Genomic DNA, 14,076 nt, shown 5'->3' on the forward strand with positions numbered 1-14,076 from the left:
GCGGCGATCGCCCCGCCCTTTCGGTTCAGTGGATCGAAATGATCCCGTCGACGGCCCGCCATTCCTGCGGGCCGATCAGGTGCTTGTGCGCCACCCGCACCGAATGCAGCACCGCGTCGATCTCGCGCCGCCAGAAGCCGAGGAACCGGTCGAGCTCGGGAAATTGCGGTGCCACGTCGTATTGCTGCATCACGAACCGCTGCAGCAGGTTGCGGTGATCGGGCATCCAGTAGTGGATCTCGACCGTCGACAGGCCGTAGCCTACCATCTGGGCCAGGAACGCGCGATCTGTCATCACCTCTCCTTTCGTTGACATGACAGGAAGGGGGCCCTCGAAAAATCGCATATTCCTGTTTGCGGTCAATGGGGAACCGCAGACCACTTCTCCGGCAGGCGCGTGCCGCGACCCCCTTCCGCATTCTGCCAGATAACCGGATTGGTGATTTTTCTTGACATCGTGACGCTATCTGGTTATCAGAAGGCATCATCGGAAAATTGCGATTCGCCCAAGGGCGGCCCTCCGGACCGGAGCGCCGCCTTTTCCGTGTCTGCGGTCCAGGAGTATCCGCCATGGCCAAACCGCCCGGCAAGCGCATCGTCATCCGCCCGGGCCTGAAGGCCGGGGAAAGCGGGCACATCAACAACAACTGGCGCCGCCTGTTCCTCGATCACCTCGCCGAAAGCTCGAACGTCACCGCATCGGCGGAAAAGGCCGGGATCAGCGTGAGCCGCGCCTACAAGGTGCGGCGCGAGGAACCCGAATTCGCCCGCTAGTGGCTCGTTGCCCTCGCGGAAGGCTATCTGCACCTCGAAATGGACGTCGTGCGTCACCTGCGCGAAGGCGACGCACGCACCGCCGATGACGGCAAGTTCGACTTCGCCAACTCCATCCGCCTGCTGGCGGCCCACCGCAACACCGCCGCGCGCGGGGCCTGCGAGGTGCAGGATGTCAGCGCCGCCGAGGTGCGCGCCTCGATCGACCGCAAGATCGAGGACATCCGCAAGCGCATCGCCCGCCAGCGGGCCGCCGCGGAAGCCAGGGGCCTATGACCGGCCCCTTCAACGACATGATCTCCGACTTCTCGGAAGACGGGGACAAGCTGCGCCGCCAGGTCACCGAGGCGCTGGACCGGAACGAGCGCAACAGCTTCGCCTATCTGTGGGAATACACCGCGCCCGAGAACCAGCTCCCGCCCGAGGGTGACTGGCGCATCTGGATGATCATGGCCGGGCGCGGCTTCGGCAAGACCCGTTCGGGCGCCGAGTGGGTGCGGATGATCGCCGATGCCAATCCCGACGCCCGGATCGCGCTGGTCTCGTCCTCGCTGGCCGAGGCGCGCGCGGTGATGGTGGAAGGCGAGAGCGGGCTGCTGGCAATCTGCTGGCCGGGGCACAAGCCCCTGTTCGAACCCTCGCTGCACCGCGTCCGCTTCCGCAACGGGGCGCAGGCGCAGCTCTTCTCGGCGGCCGAGCCGGAAAGCCTGCGCAGCCCCCAGCACAGCCATGCCTGCCGGTCAGGCGCAGAAGGAGTTCTTCGTCAACCAGGCACTCGGCCTGCTGGATGCCCTCCACGCCCGAGCGGTCATCGCGTCCCGCCCGGCACCGCCGGCCGCTGCTGCAGAGGGCGAGCCTTTCGGGTGACCGCCACGGCCACGGGCGCCTGGGCGGGCCACGAAGACAGCATTGCCATCCTGATCGGCGGTGGCTGGCACTTCGTAGCACCGGCCGAGGGCATGCTCCTGTTCGATCGCGATGCCGTCCGGACGATCATGTTCCGGTCGCAATGGGAGGTCGCGACAGCCCCTGTCATGCCCTCGGCAGGGGCGGTCGTGGACACCGAGGCGCGGGCCGCGCTGGCGGGGCTGATTCAGGCCCTGATGGCAATCGGGATACTCGGACCGGCCGCATCCTGATCTTCGAAAAACGGCGGAAACACGCCCCTTTTCTGCAAGTATTTTCTAATGCGCCGCTTTAACGCGACATTCTTGCAACACCGGAGAGGCATTGATCGCTTGCCTCGCGTCGGGGGAAAAGATAGAGACGCCGGGTGCCTCAAGTCTAACGCAAAGGGGAAATTTGGAAATGCGCAAACTCATCATTGGGGCGGCGCTGGCGTCGACTGCGCTAGCTACGCCTGCCATGGCTCGTGAAGGCCAATGGTACATCGAGGGTAACGGCGGCGTCATGCTCGTCGAAGATCAGGACATCGACGTCAATGGCGCACCCGACGACGCTCGAGCAAATTATAACACGGGGTTCGATTTTGGCGCCATCGTAGGTCACGATTTCGGTGCGTTTCGCCTTGAAGCCGAAGCAAGTTACCGCGCAGCCAACGTGGACGACGTCGCTGCTGGACGGCAGGGACTTCAGATCGACCCGATCGGTAGCCCGGGCGGTCGTAATGGTCGTTTAACAAACCAAACCGCTCCGGCTCTTTGGGAGATTAACGCGCTCAGTTTCATGCTCAACGGCCTGTTCGACTTCGGTTCGGATGACGGCCTTCAGGCTTTCGCTGGCGGCGGTATCGGCGTTGCCCGAGTGGATATGAACGCTCAGTTCGACCAACGCGGTCCGGGCGCATACGATGACTCAGACACCGGCCTCGCTTGGCAGCTTCTTGCGGGCATTCGAGCTCCGCTAAGCAAATCGTGGGATATTGGCCTCAAGTATCGCTACTTCAACATGCCGGACATCGGCATTGTGGACACGATTGGACGTCCGCTCGAATCGAGCCTGACCAGCCACTCGGTCCTCGGCACCATCACCTACAACTTCGGTGGTGAAGAGCCGGCTCCGCCGCCGCCGCCCCCGCCGCCCCCGCCGCCGCCTCCCCCGCCGCCGCCTCCCCCGCCGCCCCCGCCGCCGCCGAAGGCGCCGTGCAACACGGGCCCGTACATCGTGTTCTTCGACTTCGACAAGTCGGACATCACTGCGGAAGCCGCCGGCATCCTCAACAGCGCCGTCACCGCCTATGCGAACTGCGGCACTGCGAGCGTCATGCTGGCCGGTCACACCGACCGTGCGGGCAGCGCGAAGTACAACGAAGGGCTGGCCGAGCGTCGCAACACCTCGGTTCGCAACTACCTGACCGGCCGTGGTATCCCGGCTGCCCGCATCACCGGGCAGGCCTTCGGCGAAACCAAGCCGCGGGTCCCGACCGCCGACGGCGTGCGCGAAGCGCAGAACCGTCGCGTGGAGGTGACCTACGGTCCGGGCTCGGGCATGTAAGCCCAGCCTTCCAGGCTACAGAAAGAGGGGCCGGAGAAATCCGGCCCCTTTTTTGTTGGCCGGAGCATGGTCGGGCACGGGAGCGCGTGTCGCAACCTTGTTTGCAGACTCCACCGACAGCGCATCCCTATCGACCGATGGGCGCACAACGGCATGACACGGAAAAACGCGCCGCAGCACGGGTGAGCCCCGCGCTGCGGCGCGCTTTCTTGTGTGTGTGTGGAACGCCCCGTTGGCTATGCCGCCGAGGCGGCCGCCGCGCGCTCGGCCATCGTCGCTTCGGCTTGCGGCAGGGCCCGATAGGCCCAGATCAGCAGCGCCAGCGAGATCGGCGCCACCCCGATCAGCGACAGCACGCCGGTCCGCATGCTCCCGCTCAGCTCCGAGATCTGGCCGACCATGTAAGGCCCTAGCCCCAGCCCGACGAGCGTCGTCGCCAGGAAGAATGACGCCGTGGCTGTGCCCCGCATATGGGGCAGGACAAGATCCTGCGTCGTGGCGGCAGCTGCGCCCAGGGCGGTCGCGGCAAACATACCGGCCAGGAAGTTCATCAGGTAGAACACCAGCGCGCTCTCGGTGGTGAAGCCGACCCAGATCGGGATCACCGGGGCGAGAATGCCGAACATGATCACGAGAATCCGGCCCGAAGGATTGCGGGCGCGCAGCCAGTCGGACATGCGCCCGCCGAGGATCACCCCCAGAAAGCCCGACACGGCGCCGTTGCCACCCAGCACGAGGGCCAGTTCCGCCTTCGGCAGCGCGAGCACGGTCTCGGCATAGGGCGCCGCCCAGAAGGCCAGCGCATAGGCGCCGAGCGAGACCAGCCCGTAGCCGAGCGCGGTGCAGATGAAGGCCGGCGTTCCCCAGATCAGGCTGAACGTCGCCGGGTCATGCCGGCGCAGGGTCGCGGCCCAAGAGAACACCGCATAATAGCCGAAGGCGATCGCCGACCATTGCGGCAGGTTGCCGGTCAGCTCGATCATCACCAGCGCAAGCGCGGTCATCGCCGCGGCCATGGCGATGTTGACGATAAGCGCCTTCGGTCCGCGCCGCATCGCGTGGTAGAAGGTGAGCGGCGGCAGCAGCATCGACAGGTCGACGAAGAAGTCGGCCAGCGGGTGCCGCCCCCCCGTCCGGCCCGGATCCGGCGCACGCACAGGCTCGCGCAGCGAGGCCACCCACACGGCCAGCAGCAGCCCCGGCACGCCCACGGCGATGAACGCCGCCTGCCATCCCACCAGCCCCGCCAGACCGCCGCCCGGATAGGCCGCGTCCCAGAGCTGCGAGATCTTCGCGCCGATCAGCAGCGACACCCCTCCCCCGAGATACAGGCCCGAGGAATAGATCGCGAGCGCGGTCGCCCGCTGGCGCGAAGGAAAATAGTCGGAGATCAGCGAATAGGCCGTCGGGCTCGCCGTCGCCTCGCCCACCCCGACGCCCATGCGGGCGAGCGACAGCGTCAGGTAATTGCGCGCCAGCCCCGACAGCGCGGTCATGGTCGACCAGAGCACCAGACCGATCGTCAGCAGCCGCACCCGGTGCCAGCGGTCCGCCAGCCGGCCGAGCGGCACCCCGAACAGCGCGTAGAACACCGCGAAGGCCGCGCCTCCGAGAAAGCCCAGCTGTCCGTCGGTCAACTCGAGGTCGCGCTTGATGTCGACGGCGAGGATCGAGAGGATCTGCCGGTCGATGAAGTTGAGGATGTAGACCACCACCAGAACGCCCAGCACATACCAGCTGTAGGCGGATGCAGGTTGTTCGCTGCGGCTGGCGGCAGCCGTCGTGTCCTCGGTCAAAGCTGATCCCCTCTCTCGGATAGTCCCATGGCCCGGACGGGCCCGCCCTTTCAGGCGTTGTAGGCGGTGCTATCGACAATCCCCGCCTCGGCAAAACCCTTTTTCCGCAAGCGGCAGGAATCGCACAGCCCGCAGGCGCGCCCCTCGGGCGTCGGGTCGTAGCACGACCAGCTCCACGCCGGATCGAGCCCCAGCCGCGCGCATTCGCGGGCGATGTCCGCCTTGGTCATGTGCTGGAGCGGCGCGTGGATCGTGAAGGGTGCGCCCTCCACCCCCGCCTTGGTGCCGAGCCGCGCGGTCTCGGCGAAGCTGGCGATGAATTCCGGCCGACAATCGGGATAGCCCGAATAGTCCAGCGCATTGACCCCGATGAACACGTCGCGCGCCCCCGCCGCCTCCGCACAGGCGGTGGTCAGCGCGAGGAACACGAGGTTGCGCGCCGGCACGTAGGTTACCGGGATATCGTCCCCCACCCCGCCTTTGGGCACATCGATCGCATCGGTGAGCGCCGAGCCGCCGAAGGCGCGCAGGTCGAGCGCGATCTGGGTGTGACGGGCAAGGCCCAGCTTCCCGGCAATGCGCGCGGCCGATTGCAGCTCGAGCTTGTGGCGCTGTCCGTAATCGACCGTCAGCGCGTGGACGGCGAAGCCCGCTTCCTGCGCCAGCGCAGCCGTCACCATCGAATCCAGCCCGCCCGACAGCAGCACCACGGCCAAGGGCTTGGTTTGTCCCGGTTCACTCATGCGCGCGGCCCTAACACGGCGGCGGGCAAAGGCAATGGAGCCGCCTCAGCACGGCCCAGTGCGGCGGGCCTCGGCGGTCATCTGGAACGGCATCCCGTCGTGAATGCCCTGGCTTTCGAGCTGCACGAGCGCGCCCGTCTCGCGGCGGATGCTGGTGCGGCCATAGCCGTTGCCGGGGCAGGTGTATTGCACCGTCACCCGCGCCGCGTCGTCTTCGACCACAAAACGGCTGCAGCCGCTCTCGCGGTGCATCAGCTGGATCAGCTCGGCCCCGGACTTGAGGCAGATCTTCCGGTCCGCCGCGCCGCCGCGCTGCTTGATCGTCCATTCGCCCTTGGTCAGCGTGCCGAGCATGGCGAGCCCGGCCCCCTGCGCGAGCACAGGCACGGCGAGGCACAGCGCCGCACCGGCAGCCGCGAGGCCCCACGGCGCCAGCCTGCGTATCCGGGTTGTGTTTGCGTCGGTCATCCCGTTCCTCTTGCCAGCTTTCGGCAGCTGCGAATTGCAAAAATTGGCCTTCGGGTACGAAAATGCCCGGCCTTTTCGACGAAGGATCAGATCGCGAGGGCGAAGGTCTTCGAGCAGAAGGCGCAGTCGACCGCGATCACCCCGTCGGGGCCCCGCATGTCTTCCTGTTCCTCGGGCGGGAAGCGGGCGATGATCGCCTCGTAATGCGCCGCGGTGCAGCGGCATCCGCGCGAAAGCGCCGCGCCGGGCAGCACCCGCACTTCCTCCTCCTCGTGAAATAGCCGCCAGGCGATCGCCTCGAGCGACAGCTCCGGATCGAGCAGCTCGTCGTGGCTGATCGAGCCCGCCATTACGGCGACGTGCTCCCAGTCGGGATGATCCATCCGCACGTGGAGCCGCTCGCGCCCCTCCTCGCCGTCGGGCAGGTGCTGGACCAGCAGGCCCGCCGCCGTCCGTCCGCCCGCGCCTGCACGACTGGCGACCCGGATCAGCGTCGGGATCTGTTCCGACTGGCCGAAATAGCTCTCGCACGCCTCGGCGAGGCTGTCGCCCTCGAGCGGCACGATCCCCTGATAGCGCTGGCGCCCTTCGGTCTCGAAGGTGATCGCGAGATAGCCTTCCCCGAACAGCGCCGAAAGGCTCGGGTTCGCGCCCAGCGCGGCCAGCCGCTCGCCATCGAACTCGGCATAGCCGCGCACCGCGCCGGCGCGATAGTCGCACACCAGCAGGCTCACGATCCCGCCCCGGGTCTGGGCCTGCATGGTCATCTGCGCCTCTTCGCCCTTGAGCAGCCCGCCCATCAGCGCGCCCAGCACCAGCGCCTCGCCCAGCAGATGCGTGATCGGCGCGGGATAGTCATGGGCCGAGAGCACCTGCTCCAGCACGCTGTCCATCCGCACGATCCGCCCGCGCGCATTGCGCCCCGGCAGGGTGAAGCCCATCAGCGTGTCGGCGAAGGTCTCGGCAATATCGGTCGTGTCAGCCATGACGCGCCATATGGGGATACTTCGTGTCAGGCGAAAGACCCCGCTTGATCGCGCTCAGTCGCCGAGCAACCCGAAACTCCACAACAGCACCGATTTCTGCGCGTGGATGCGGTTCTCCGCCTCGTCGAACACCACCGACTGCGGGCCTTCGAACACGTCCTCGCTGACTTCCTCGCCGACATGGGCCGGGAGGCAGTGGAGGAACACCGCGTCGGGCTTGGCCAGCGCCATCAGGTCGGCATTGACCTGATAGGGCGCCATCGCCGCGAGCTTCGCCTCGGCGTGGGCCTGCCCCATCGAGATCCAGGTGTCGGTGACGATCACGTCCGCCCCGCGCGCGGCGGCGGCAGCGTCCTGCGTCAGCGTGACCACCGCCCCGCGCTCGCGCGCGAGTGCGACGAAGGCGGGATCGGGTTCGTAGCCGGCCGGGGTCGCGACGCGGACGTTGAACTTCATCAGCCCCGCCGCCTCGAGGATCGAGTGGAGCACGTTGTTCCCGTCCCCAAACCACGCAACCTCCAGCCCGGGCAGGGCCTTGCCGTGCTCGATCACCGTCAGCAGGTCGGCGACGATCTGGCAGGGGTGCGACATGTCCGTGAGGCCGTTGATCACCGGCACCGTCGCGTGGGCCGCCATCTCCTCGATCTTGGCGTGATCGTCGGTGCGCAGCATGATGCCGTCAACCATCCGGCTGAGCACGCGGGCGGTGTCGGCGATGGTCTCTCCCCGTCCCAGCTGGCTCGAAGCCGAATCGAGCAGCAGCACCGTGCCGCCCAGCTGGCGCATCGCGATGTCGAAGCTGACGCGGGTGCGGGTCGAGTTCTTCTCGAACACCAGCGCCAGCACGCGGCCCGCAAGCGGCGCGTCGGCATCGGGCGCACCCTTGGGCAGCCCGGAACGCGCCGCCTTGCGGTCCAGCGCGTCATTGATCATGGCCGCGATCGCATCGCCCCCGGCATCGCCGAGGTCGAGGAAGTGCCGCATCCGCCCCCGTGCGCCGCTCATGCCGCCTCGGGCACCTTGAAGGTGGCCGCACCGGCGGACAGCTTGTCGAAGAACTCGTCGATTTCGGCATCGCCGATCACCAGCGGCGGGATGATGCGGATGGTGTTGTCGCCCGCGGCCACGGTCAGCAGCTGGTGGTTGTCGCGCAGGTGCACATAGAAGGGGCGGCTTTCCATCTTCATCTTGAGGCCGAGCATCAGGCCCTTGCCCCGCACCAGCTCGAACAGCTCGGGGTAGTTGCCGATGAACTGTTCGAGCCGCGCGCGCAGGCGCTCGCCCTTCTCGGCAACCTCGCTCAGGAAGGCCTCGTTCGCCACGGCCTCCATCACCGCCGTCCCCGCCGCCATCGCCAGCGGGTTGCCGCCATAGGTCGATCCGTGGGTGCCGAAGGTCATGCCGCGCGCGGCTTTCTCGGTGGCGATGCAGGCGCCGAGCGGGAAGCCGCCGCCGATGCCCTTGGCGGTCGCCATGATGTCGGGCTCGATCCCGTAATGCTCGTAGGCGTAGAGCTTGCCCGTGCGCGCGACGCCGCACTGCACCTCGTCGAGCACCAGCATCAGGTCATGCTCGTCGGCGAGCTGGCGCAGGCCCTGCATGAACTCGGCCGACGCGGGGCGGATGCCGCCCTCGCCCTGGATCGGCTCGACGAGGAAACCCGCCGTGTGCGGACCGATGAGGGCCTTGGCGGCTTCCAGATCGTCGAAGGGCGCGTACTTGAACCCGTCCAGCAACGGCGAGAAGCCGTGGTGCATCTTGGTCTGGTTCGAGGCGCTGATGGTCGCCATCGTCCGCCCGTGGAAGGCGTTGTGGAAGGTGATCAGCTCGTAGCGTTCGGGGTTGCCGGCATCGCCCGCGTTCTGGTGATAGGCGCGCGCGGTCTTGATCGCGCATTCGACCGCTTCCGCGCCCGAATTGGTGAAGAACACCGTGTCGCCGAAGGTGGTGTCGACCAGCATCTGCGCCAGCTTCTCCCCCTGCGGGCTGCCGTAGAGGTTGGAGACATGCATCAGCGTCGCCGCCTGCCGCTGGATCGCGCCGATCAGCCCCTCGTGCGAGTGGCCGAGCAGGTTGACCGCGATGCCGCTCGCGAAATCGAGGTAGCGGGTGCCGTCCTCGTCGATGAGATGGCAGTGCTCGCCGCGCACCGGCCGGACACCGCAACGCGGATAGACGGGCATGAGCGGAGTGATCGACATGATGCTGTTTCCTGAGAATGAGATTCGGGGGTCTGAAACGCAAATGGCGGCCCTGATCCAGAGCCGCCATCTGCATTCCGTTTAATCTTCCGGCTCCCCATGGTCAAACCGCGGGGATCGGGTTGCGGCCGGGTCAGCCTTCGATCGGTGCCAGATTGACGGCGGAGTACTTTCCGCGTCGATCGACTTCGAGATCGAATTCGTAGCGCTCGCCCTCGTTGATGCCCGAAAGGCCCGAACGCTCGACCGCGCTGATGTGGACGAAGGCGTCCGGCTGGCCGTCATCGCGCACGAGGAAGCCGAAGCCCTTCATCGCGTTGAAGAACTTGACTGTGCCCTTGGCGCGCTCGCCCGTCAGCTCGCGCTGGGGTGCGGCGGGCTTGGCCGCCACGGCGATCACGTCACCCACGACCTGGAGGTCCTGCGCCGACACCTTGCCGCCGCGGTCCACGAGGTTGTACTGGAGCTCCTGCCCCTCGGCGAGGCCTTCGAGGCCGGCACGCTCGACTGCGGAGATGTGCACGAACACATCCTCGCCGCCGCCTTCCTGCTGGATGAAGCCGAAGCCCTTCTGGCTGTTGAAGAACTTCACCGTGCCCTTGCCGGTGCCGACGATCTGGGCGGGCATGCGGCTGAATCCGCCGCCACCGCCACCACCGCCGCCACGCGGGCCGCCGCCGAAGCCGCCGCCACCGCCGCGCGGGCCGCCGCCACCGCCACCGCCGTAGCGATCGCCGCCGCCGCCGCCGCCGTAGCGGTCACCACCGCCGAAACGGTCGCCGCCGCGGTCGCCGAAGTCGCGCGGGGGCGGAAAACCGTCCATCCCGCCGCCAAACGGATCGAAGCCATCTTCGCCGAAACCGTCGCGCTTGTCGCGGCCGCGCCGGCGTCCCCTATCGTAACCCATAGATCAGTACGTACCTTGCCACACTGCCCGTCCTCCATTGTGCCGATGTCGTGGACAGTGAGCCGCACCGGACACAGACGCGCCGATCTTGTGGTCCGGAGCGCACGTTCCTGAAGGTATAGCGCACAAAAGCTTGCTTTGCGAACGAAATTACCGGCCCGCCATCGGCATCGCGCCACGCCCGGCCGGCGATGCTTGTGCAAGGGCCGGGCTTTGGGCATGAACGGGGCAAGAGGCCCGGTCAAAAGCAGGACAAACCATGAGCGATTTTCGCCGCATCAACGAGAATATGCTGGTCAGCCCGCAACTTGCGCTGGAGGATATCGCTGCCGCAGCAGCACAGGGCGTGACGACCATCGTCAACAACCGCCCCGACGGCGAGGAGCCCTCCGCCCCCCAGAGTGACGCGATCGAAGCCGCCGCCGCCGCCGCGGGGCTCAACTATGTTGCGATTCCCGTCGGCCACGCCGGCTTCAGCGAGCCGCAGGTCGACGCCATGATCGCCGCGATGGAGCAGGCCGAGGGCCCGATTCTCGCCTATTGCCGCTCGGGCACGCGATCGACCCTGCTGTGGGCGCTGGCGAGCGCGAAGCTGGGCGAGGACCCTGACGCCATCGCTCGCGCCGCTGCACAGGCGGGCTACGACGTGAGCCCGATTCGCACCATGATCGACATGCTCGCCGCGCGCTGAGGCGCCTGCCTGTGGACTTGCTGGTCCAGACCGCCGGTTCGCTCGCCGCGATCCTCGCGTTGGCCGGGCTCGCCTGGTGGATGAAGCTGGGCGGAACGCCGCGGCTGGAGAGCGAGGATGCCGTGCGCCATGCCGCGGGCGAGGTCGAGGACGGGTTCGATCCCGTCACCTGGTCGTGGGATGCCGAGGGTGCAGGCGCGCTGGCCCGCGACGCCGAGGGGCGGATCATGGTCATCCGTCGCCACGGCAACCGTTTCGCGGGGCGCATTCTCGGCCCCGCAGCACAGGCGCAGGCATCGGGCGGCACGCTCGTCGTCGACCCGGGCGAGCGGCGCTTCGGCACCCTCTCCCTCGCCCTTTCCGACGCCCAGGCTTGGGCCGCGGCGATCAATCGGATAGACGGGCGGCAGGATGCCTGACTTCAGCCCCACCCAATATGCCGTGCCGCTGTTCGTGGTGGCGGTGCTTGCCGAGATGATCTGGGCGAAATTCCGCGCGCCCGAGGCCTACGAGCCGAAGGACACGCTCGTCAGCCTTGCCTTCGGCCTCGGTTCGACAGTGGCGGGCGCGCTGCTCGGCGGTTTTGCGCTCGCCTTGTTCATCAAGGCCTACGAATACCGCATCTTCGACTTCGGACCTGAATGGTGGGCGGTGGGGTGGGCCTGGCCGGTGTGCTTCGTGCTCGACGATCTCAAGTATTATTGGGTCCACCGCGCCGGGCACCGAATCCGCTGGATGTGGGCGAGCCACGTGAATCACCACTCCAGCCAGCACTACAACCTGTCGACCGCGCTCAGGCAGACCTGGACCGGATCGCTGACCTTCGGCTTCCTCTTCGCGGTGCCGCTGGTGCTGCTGGGCTTCCATCCGGCGATGATCGCGATCTGCGGGGGCTTCAACCTCATCTACCAGTTCTGGATTCACACCGAGGCGATCAAGCGGATGCCCGCGTGGTTCGAGGCGGTGATGAACACGCCCAGCCACCACCGCGTCCACCACGCCACCAACCCGCGCTATCTCGACCGCAACTACGCGGGGGTGTTCATCGTCTGGGACCGGATGTTCGGCACCTTCACGCCCGAGGTCGACGACGAGAAGATCCGCTACGGGATCGTCAAGCAGCTCGGCAGCTTCAACCTGCTGTGGGCGGTGTTTCACGAATGGATCGGGATGCTCGCCGACATTGCCCGCGCGCCGTGGCGGCACAAGCTGTCCTACCTGCTGCGCGAACCCGGCTGGAGCCATGACGGCAGCCGTGAGACCAGCGACATGATCCGCGCCAAATGGCAGGCGCGGACCGGCGCACAGGCTGCGCCACTCGCAAGTTCGGTAGCTGATCGAAACGCGATTGCGGAGGCCCGCGAAGCTTTCTAGTCTCTGCCGCCAAAGGGAGAGATCATGGAAAGTTTCGACTACATCGTCATCGGCGGTGGCAGTGCCGGCAGCGCCGTCGCCGGAAGGCTCGCGGTGGACGGCACGCGCCGGGTGTGTCTGCTGGAAGCGGGCGGCACCAACGACAACGTCTGGATCAAGACGCCGGGCTTCATGCCCTTCATCCCCGAGAAGTCGAACTACAAGTACGAGACCGTTCCACAGAAGGGCCTGAACGGGCGGACCGGCTACCAGCCGCGCGGGCGGGGCCTTGGCGGCTCCTCGGCGATCAACGCGATGGTCTATATCCGCGGCAACCGCTGGGATTACGACAACTGGGCGGCCGAGGGTGCGACCGGCTGGGCCTATGACGACGTGCTCCCCTACTTCAAGCGCGCCGAGGCCAACGAGCGCGGGGGCGACGACTTCCACGGCGCGGGCGGGCCTTTGTTCGTCGAGGACCAGAAGCACGCCAACCCCGCCTCCCACGCCTTCGTCGATGCGGCGGCAGCCTTGCAGCTGCGCACCAATCCCGATTTCAACGGCGAGCGGCAGGAGGGCTTCGGCCTCTACCAGGTGACCCAGCGCAAGGGCGAACGCTGGTCGGCGGCGCGCGCCTACGTGGAGCCGATCCGCGACGCGGGCAACTTCGCCGTGCGCACCGATACGCTGGTCGAGAAGCTGCTGATCGAGGGCGGGCGTGTCACCGGGGTGCAGGTTCGTCGCGGGGGCGTTGTCCAGTCGTTGCTCGCCCGTCGCGGGGTCATTCTGTCCGCAGGGGCGTTCAATTCGCCCCAGATCCTGATGCTGTCAGGGATTGGACCCGCCGCGCATCTCAAGGCGCACGGGATCGAGGTGGTGCTCGACCGCGCGGGCGTCGGCGGCAATCTCCAGGACCATATCGATTACGTCTCCGGCTGGGAGACCGAGAGCAACGTGCTGATCGGCGGGACGCTGAAGGGCACGCTGCGCATGGCGGCCGCGATGGTCGAGCACCGGCTGAAGCGCACGGGCGTGATGACCACCTGCTATGCCGAAGCGGGCGGGTTCTTGACCCTGATGCCCGACAGCCCCGCCCCCGATGTGCAGTGGCACTTCGTCCCCGCGGTACTCGAGGATCACGGGCGCGAGAAGGTGAAGGCGCACGGCTTCTCGCTCCACGCCTGCGTGCTGCGCCCGGAAAGCCGGGGCACGGTGCGCCTCGGGAGCGCCGATCCGGCGGCCGCACCGGTGATCGACCCCAACTTCCTCGACGACGAGCGCGACATGGCCGTGATGCGCGCCGGCGTGCGCCTGTCGCACCGCATCGCCGAGGCGCCGCCGATGCAGGCCTTCGGGCCGAGGGACCGCCATCCGGTCGACCTCCATGACGACGCCGCGCTCGACGAACTGATCCGCAACCGCGCCGACACGGTCTATCACCCGGTCGGCACCTGCCGTATGGGGAGCGATGCGGATGCGGTGGTCGATCCGACGCTCAGGCTCAACGGGCTCGATGGCCTGTGGGTGGCCGATGCGAGCGTCATGCCCAAGATCGTCAGCGGCAACACGAACGCGCCGAGCATCATGATCGGCGAAAGATGCGCCGACTTCGTCATGCAGGCGGAGCGGGTCTAACCCACCGCAGTAGGCGCGCTGATCCGGCCCGCCGAAGGACGGGCCGCGAGCGCACGCGCGCGCGAGCC

At 67.4% G+C, this 14,076-nt stretch carries 16 protein-coding genes; 8 read left to right on the top strand and 8 right to left on the bottom strand.

Annotated features, from left to right (window positions below):
* Positions 1-25: 25 nt before the first annotated feature.
* Positions 26-295, bottom strand: a complete 270-nt coding sequence (locus CBR61_RS00985; RefSeq protein ID WP_088912686.1) for an usg protein — start codon at positions 293-295, stop codon at positions 26-28.
* Between the two features lie 275 nt (positions 296-570).
* On the opposite strand from CBR61_RS00985, the gene CBR61_RS17090 reads away from it, so the two are divergent.
* The 4 genes from CBR61_RS17090 (at position 571) to CBR61_RS01000 (ending at position 3,228) form a co-directional block, all read left to right on the top strand.
* The gene (locus CBR61_RS17090) at positions 571-774 is read left to right on the top strand and encodes a hypothetical protein (protein WP_233996798.1); all 204 of its coding nucleotides are present in this window, start codon (positions 571-573) and stop codon (positions 772-774) included.
* 39 nt (positions 775-813) lie between these two features.
* Positions 814-1,050 carry a hypothetical protein gene (locus tag CBR61_RS17095; RefSeq protein WP_233996799.1) on the top strand — a complete coding sequence of 79 codons (237 nt, stop codon included), beginning with the start codon at positions 814-816 and terminating at the stop codon, positions 1,048-1,050.
* A complete protein-coding gene (locus CBR61_RS17270; protein ID WP_157696459.1) occupies positions 1,047-1,913 on the top strand; it encodes a DUF2793 domain-containing protein in 867 nt (288 codons plus the stop codon). Before CBR61_RS17095 ends, CBR61_RS17270 begins: the two co-directional genes overlap by 4 nt.
* A 169-nt stretch (positions 1,914-2,082) precedes the next feature.
* Complete coding sequence (locus tag CBR61_RS01000) at positions 2,083-3,228, top strand: OmpA family protein (RefSeq protein WP_088912687.1); 1,146 nt, start codon at positions 2,083-2,085, stop codon at positions 3,226-3,228.
* Between the two features lie 236 nt (positions 3,229-3,464).
* On the opposite strand, the gene CBR61_RS01005 is transcribed toward CBR61_RS01000, so the two are convergent.
* The 7 genes from CBR61_RS01005 to CBR61_RS17250 form a co-directional block, all read right to left on the bottom strand.
* A complete protein-coding gene (locus tag CBR61_RS01005) occupies positions 3,465-5,024 on the bottom strand; it encodes a spinster family MFS transporter (RefSeq protein ID WP_088912688.1) in 1,560 nt (519 codons plus the stop codon).
* A gap of 50 nt (positions 5,025-5,074) precedes the next feature.
* The gene (gene queC / locus CBR61_RS01010; protein WP_088912689.1) at positions 5,075-5,767 is read right to left on the bottom strand and encodes a 7-cyano-7-deazaguanine synthase QueC; all 693 of its coding nucleotides are present in this window, start codon (positions 5,765-5,767) and stop codon (positions 5,075-5,077) included.
* Positions 5,768-5,812: 45 nt separating this feature from the next.
* Positions 5,813-6,235, bottom strand: a complete 423-nt coding sequence (locus CBR61_RS01015; RefSeq protein ID WP_088912690.1) for a DUF3617 domain-containing protein — start codon at positions 6,233-6,235, stop codon at positions 5,813-5,815.
* Positions 6,236-6,321: 86 nt separating this feature from the next.
* The gene (locus tag CBR61_RS01020; protein WP_088912691.1) at positions 6,322-7,221 is read right to left on the bottom strand and encodes an Hsp33 family molecular chaperone HslO; all 900 of its coding nucleotides are present in this window, start codon (positions 7,219-7,221) and stop codon (positions 6,322-6,324) included.
* A 54-nt stretch (positions 7,222-7,275) separates the two neighbouring features.
* Positions 7,276-8,226: an ornithine carbamoyltransferase gene (gene argF / locus CBR61_RS01025; protein ID WP_172835905.1), complete on the bottom strand. Its 951-nt coding sequence runs from the start codon at positions 8,224-8,226 to the stop codon at positions 7,276-7,278.
* On the bottom strand, positions 8,223-9,422 hold the full coding sequence (locus CBR61_RS01030; RefSeq protein WP_088912693.1) for an aspartate aminotransferase family protein: 1,200 nt from the start codon (positions 9,420-9,422) through the stop codon (positions 8,223-8,225). Before CBR61_RS01030 ends, argF begins: the two co-directional genes overlap by 4 nt.
* Positions 9,423-9,555: 133 nt before the next feature.
* Positions 9,556-10,329: a cold-shock protein gene (locus CBR61_RS17250; RefSeq protein ID WP_088912694.1), complete on the bottom strand. Its 774-nt coding sequence runs from the start codon at positions 10,327-10,329 to the stop codon at positions 9,556-9,558.
* Between the two features lie 259 nt (positions 10,330-10,588).
* Here CBR61_RS17250 and CBR61_RS01040 point away from each other — a divergent pair, with 259 nt between their 5' ends.
* From CBR61_RS01040 to CBR61_RS01055, 4 genes are read left to right on the top strand one after another with little or no spacing between them, the layout of a single operon-like run.
* Entirely contained in the window at positions 10,589-11,020 is a 432-nt protein-coding gene (locus tag CBR61_RS01040; RefSeq protein ID WP_088912695.1) for a TIGR01244 family sulfur transferase, read from the top strand.
* An 11-nt stretch (positions 11,021-11,031) separates the two neighbouring features.
* The gene (locus CBR61_RS01045) at positions 11,032-11,439 is read left to right on the top strand and encodes a hypothetical protein (RefSeq protein WP_088912696.1); all 408 of its coding nucleotides are present in this window, start codon (positions 11,032-11,034) and stop codon (positions 11,437-11,439) included.
* Complete coding sequence (locus CBR61_RS01050; RefSeq protein WP_088912697.1) at positions 11,432-12,394, top strand: sterol desaturase family protein; 963 nt, start codon at positions 11,432-11,434, stop codon at positions 12,392-12,394. Before CBR61_RS01045 ends, CBR61_RS01050 begins: the two co-directional genes overlap by 8 nt.
* Before the next feature lie 24 nt (positions 12,395-12,418).
* Positions 12,419-14,008: a GMC family oxidoreductase gene (locus CBR61_RS01055; protein WP_088912698.1), complete on the top strand. Its 1,590-nt coding sequence runs from the start codon at positions 12,419-12,421 to the stop codon at positions 14,006-14,008.
* Positions 14,009-14,076: the final 68 nt, after the last annotated feature.

The sequence above is a fragment of the Porphyrobacter sp. CACIAM 03H1 genome (assembly GCF_002215495.1).
Lineage (GTDB): Bacteria > Pseudomonadota > Alphaproteobacteria > Sphingomonadales > Sphingomonadaceae > Erythrobacter.

Coding starts and splice junctions, on each gene's coding strand:
- CBR61_RS01055 (WP_088912698.1), top strand. CDS start 12,419: ATGGAAAGTTTCGACTACATCGTCATCGGCGGTGGCAGTGCCGGCAGC.
- CBR61_RS01050 (WP_088912697.1), top strand. CDS start 11,432: ATGCCTGACTTCAGCCCCACCCAATATGCCGTGCCGCTGTTCGTGGTG.
- CBR61_RS01015 (WP_088912690.1), bottom strand. CDS start 6,235: ATGACCGACGCAAACACAACCCGGATACGCAGGCTGGCGCCGTGGGGC.
- queC (WP_088912689.1), bottom strand. CDS start 5,767: ATGAGTGAACCGGGACAAACCAAGCCCTTGGCCGTGGTGCTGCTGTCG.
- CBR61_RS17095 (WP_233996799.1), top strand. CDS start 814: ATGGACGTCGTGCGTCACCTGCGCGAAGGCGACGCACGCACCGCCGAT.
- CBR61_RS17250 (WP_088912694.1), bottom strand. CDS start 10,329: ATGGGTTACGATAGGGGACGCCGGCGCGGCCGCGACAAGCGCGACGGT.
- CBR61_RS01020 (WP_088912691.1), bottom strand. CDS start 7,221: ATGGCTGACACGACCGATATTGCCGAGACCTTCGCCGACACGCTGATG.
- CBR61_RS01040 (WP_088912695.1), top strand. CDS start 10,589: ATGAGCGATTTTCGCCGCATCAACGAGAATATGCTGGTCAGCCCGCAA.
- CBR61_RS17270 (WP_157696459.1), top strand. CDS start 1,047: ATGACCGGCCCCTTCAACGACATGATCTCCGACTTCTCGGAAGACGGG.
- CBR61_RS01030 (WP_088912693.1), bottom strand. CDS start 9,422: ATGTCGATCACTCCGCTCATGCCCGTCTATCCGCGTTGCGGTGTCCGG.
- CBR61_RS00985 (WP_088912686.1), bottom strand. CDS start 295: ATGACAGATCGCGCGTTCCTGGCCCAGATGGTAGGCTACGGCCTGTCG.
- CBR61_RS17090 (WP_233996798.1), top strand. CDS start 571: ATGGCCAAACCGCCCGGCAAGCGCATCGTCATCCGCCCGGGCCTGAAG.
- argF (WP_172835905.1), bottom strand. CDS start 8,226: ATGAGCGGCGCACGGGGGCGGATGCGGCACTTCCTCGACCTCGGCGAT.
- CBR61_RS01000 (WP_088912687.1), top strand. CDS start 2,083: ATGCGCAAACTCATCATTGGGGCGGCGCTGGCGTCGACTGCGCTAGCT.